Source organism: Brunnivagina elsteri CCALA 953 (assembly GCF_002289455.1).
Classification (GTDB): domain Bacteria; phylum Cyanobacteriota; class Cyanobacteriia; order Cyanobacteriales; family Nostocaceae; genus Brunnivagina; species Brunnivagina elsteri.
Genome location: NZ_NTFS01000581.1, coordinates 1 through 3,025, shown reverse-complemented (window position 1 = coordinate 3,025; position 3,025 = coordinate 1). Strand labels below are relative to the sequence as shown.

Annotated in this window: 2 protein-coding genes and 1 pseudogene; 2 read left to right on the top strand and 1 reads right to left on the bottom strand. The window is 37.3% G+C overall.

The window, feature by feature from the left end; translation table 11 throughout:
- Positions 1-209: 209 nt before the first annotated feature.
- A pseudogene (locus tag CK510_RS28645) lies at positions 210-713 on the bottom strand (IS1634 family transposase); the annotation flags it as partial.
- Between the two features lie 404 nt (positions 714-1,117).
- On the opposite strand from CK510_RS28645, the gene CK510_RS28640 reads away from it, so the two are divergent.
- Positions 1,118-1,513 (top strand): hypothetical protein, encoded by a 396-nt coding sequence (locus CK510_RS28640; protein ID WP_095724872.1) that lies wholly within the window; start codon positions 1,118-1,120, stop codon positions 1,511-1,513.
- 243 nt (positions 1,514-1,756) lie between these two features.
- Entirely contained in the window at positions 1,757-2,833 is a 1,077-nt protein-coding gene (locus tag CK510_RS28635) for an ATP-dependent 6-phosphofructokinase (RefSeq protein ID WP_095724871.1), read from the top strand.
- Positions 2,834-3,025 lie beyond the last annotated feature (192 nt).

Below are 3,025 nucleotides of genomic sequence, written 5' to 3'. Positions count from 1 at the left end.
TGTCAATAATAAGCACTAATTGATAGAATATTGATTACAACTTATTTCTAAGCGTTTCTGTTATATCGAACTCAGGTGGTCTATGGTGAGTCCACTTGGCGGTGTCGGTTTCCGTCCCCGAAGTTTGCTCAACGCGGGGAACCCGCGCACGCAACTTCTCTTCGTCAAAGTGGCGTTGGCGAAGCCTGCGCTTTGCGCTTACCCGAAGGGTCACGAGAATATCCTTTGGTGATGAATATTGGTCTTTCTTTAGTGATTTCTTCTTCTTTCTCTTGATTGATTTCGCTTTTATACTTCCCGTGTAAATGAAATGAAGTTGCATCTAAATGTGAATATTTTGTATCTATTTTAAATTTCTTAATTACTGATAATACAATTTCTATAAACAAATTATTCAATCCATATTTATATAAATCATCCATGACTCTTCCAATTTTATCGTCGTTGAGATAATTACTTTCTACACCTTCTCCCAATAATAATTCAATTGCTTTATCATCAAAAAACTGCTTGAATAAATATAAAGGTCTTGATACAAATCCTAATCCATTGATTAAAACAGCTTTTACCAATACTCCTGCTGTAATCTTCTCGCGGGAGTCTACTCCTAGTTTTGAATTAATTATTTCAACTATTCCTACTTCATCAATTAGCCCAGCTACTATTCCGAGATGATCGATATTTTTAATTTCTGCTTTTGATGTTGGAGACATTTTTACCTCTCAAATATTTTTGAGTTTTTTTGATTGTCTCACTTTTGGTATCTAAGTAATTTGGCACGAAAAAACAATGTATATTAAGTTTTCTAAAAAGCTTGAAACCAGTATTAATTGCCTACGTAATTCTCTGTATATTTAGTAACTTCGACTAATTCTTAATACTGTCTTACTTGAATTTTATGAGTATTTTTATTTACTCGTACCAGAGAGTTCTGGTGTAGCATGAAATGCTACATTTTGAAGTGCGGAATGTGGGTTATAACTTAATTGAGCAACTAGGAAATATAAACTTAGATATCCTCAACAGACTTCACAACTTCCTCATATTTTTCATCTAGATTAAAAGTAGCAAATAAAACATGGTTGAAGTTAAAGTTTTAAGATAGGAGTTGAAAACTATGCTACTCGAACGTTTGACCCTGATGCCAGAAGAAGATGCAAGTATTCTTCGAGACAGAACACCTCTGACTCGCGAACTAAACCTGCAAGACCCCAATGAAGTCATGACGGAGTTAATCCGTAATTTGGGATACCACGAATTTAAGACGATAGAAGCAAACCCAAATCGATGGGCAATGCAAGCAAATTTAGTTAAATTGAGTGCAGCGAATACTCACAAAATACAAATTTTTATCAACATTATTACTGTCGATAATATCTATGTACAAGTAGAGATTGTTCGCCAACCCGATAAACCCATTATTTTACAAAAAGGGAACTTCAAAACTATAGAAGTTTTGGACATGCTTCGTAGTTTACCTTATTTCCCTAATCCACAAGCGATGGAGCCATAAGATAAATAAACATAGAGAACTCACCCCATAGTACTTGTGCGGTGAGTTCTCTATGTTTAGTGTCTAAGAGTTAAGGCTAAATTAAATCGCTATTGAGTAAAAACGGCACGTCAGTAAAAAAAAGGTATCTTGAAAACGCCTGAAATAGCCATTAAACTCAATGCCAACAGGCTTTACGTGCCAATTATACTTAATAGCATTAAATCGTTAATTGTGGACAAATAAGCTTGTGAGGTGGATGTAATGAAAACACACAAAAGACTTGGCATTCTCACAAGTGGAGGAGACTGTCCGGGTTTAAATGCAGTAATTAGAGCAGTAGTCAGCCATGCTATTATGACTTACGATTGGGAAGTTTTAGGTATTCCCTATGCGACAAAAGGTTTATTAGAAAGAAAAGCAATTCCTCTATCTCGGCATGGTTTGGATTTACGGGGAATTGACCCACTATTAAATATGGGAGGAACAATTCTTGGTAGTATTAATAAAGGGGATACTCTTGATCGAATTGATGAAATTATTGCCAGCTATCAATATTTGGAACTTGATGCCTTAATTGGTATCGGTGGAGATGGAAGTTTAGCAATACTAAATAAATTACAGATAGCAGGGAATTGGCAGTTTATCGCAATTCCCAAAACTATTGATAACGACGTGGCATTGACAGATAGAGTCGTTGGATTTGACACTGCTGTAAATACAATTGTGGATTCATTAAATCGTCTCACATTCACCGCAGCGAGTCACGATCGCATCATGATTGTAGAGGTAATGGGTCGCAGCGCGGGACATTTGGCACTACATTCGGGAATTGCTGGTGGTGCGGATGTAATTTTAATTCCCGAAATCCCCTATTCTATCCAGGGAATATGCGAACATTTAAAAGAATTGCGCGACAACTGGGGACGGAGATTTGCAATTCTTATTGTCGCAGAAGGGGTAAAAATAGCAGATGATTCATCTATGTATAGATCATCTCAAATTCCAAACTGCGGGATAGGGCAATACATAGCTGATGAAATACGTAATTGCAGTCACAACGAACTTGATATTCGCGTTTCTGTGTTGGGACATATTCAACGTGGGGGAATACCTACAGCTTTAGATCGTTTGGTGGCAAGTGCTTTTGGTAAAGCTGCTGTGGATTTAATTGCGGCTGGGGAAAGTGGAAAAATGGTAGCTTGGCGAAATGGACAAGTTGAGGCTGTTTCTTTGGATGCTGTTTTGGCTGAAAGTCCGTTGTATGTAGCTGCAAATTCTTATTTGGTGGATACAGCACGAGCTTTAGGCATTTATGTAGGTAATACAGAGGAAACATAGGAATCAGAACAGTGAAATTACGATTATCGTCAGGATTCTCACCTTTAATTAGGACTTGCTGCCCAGGGCTATTTCATTCTAAAAAGTTGCTGAAGTGTGTCTAACCCAAAGGAAGACAACCGTTGAGCTTGCGCCATATTTTCAAACATATTGTCACGGAATAAATTAAGTGCGAAATTTCGAGCGATCGCA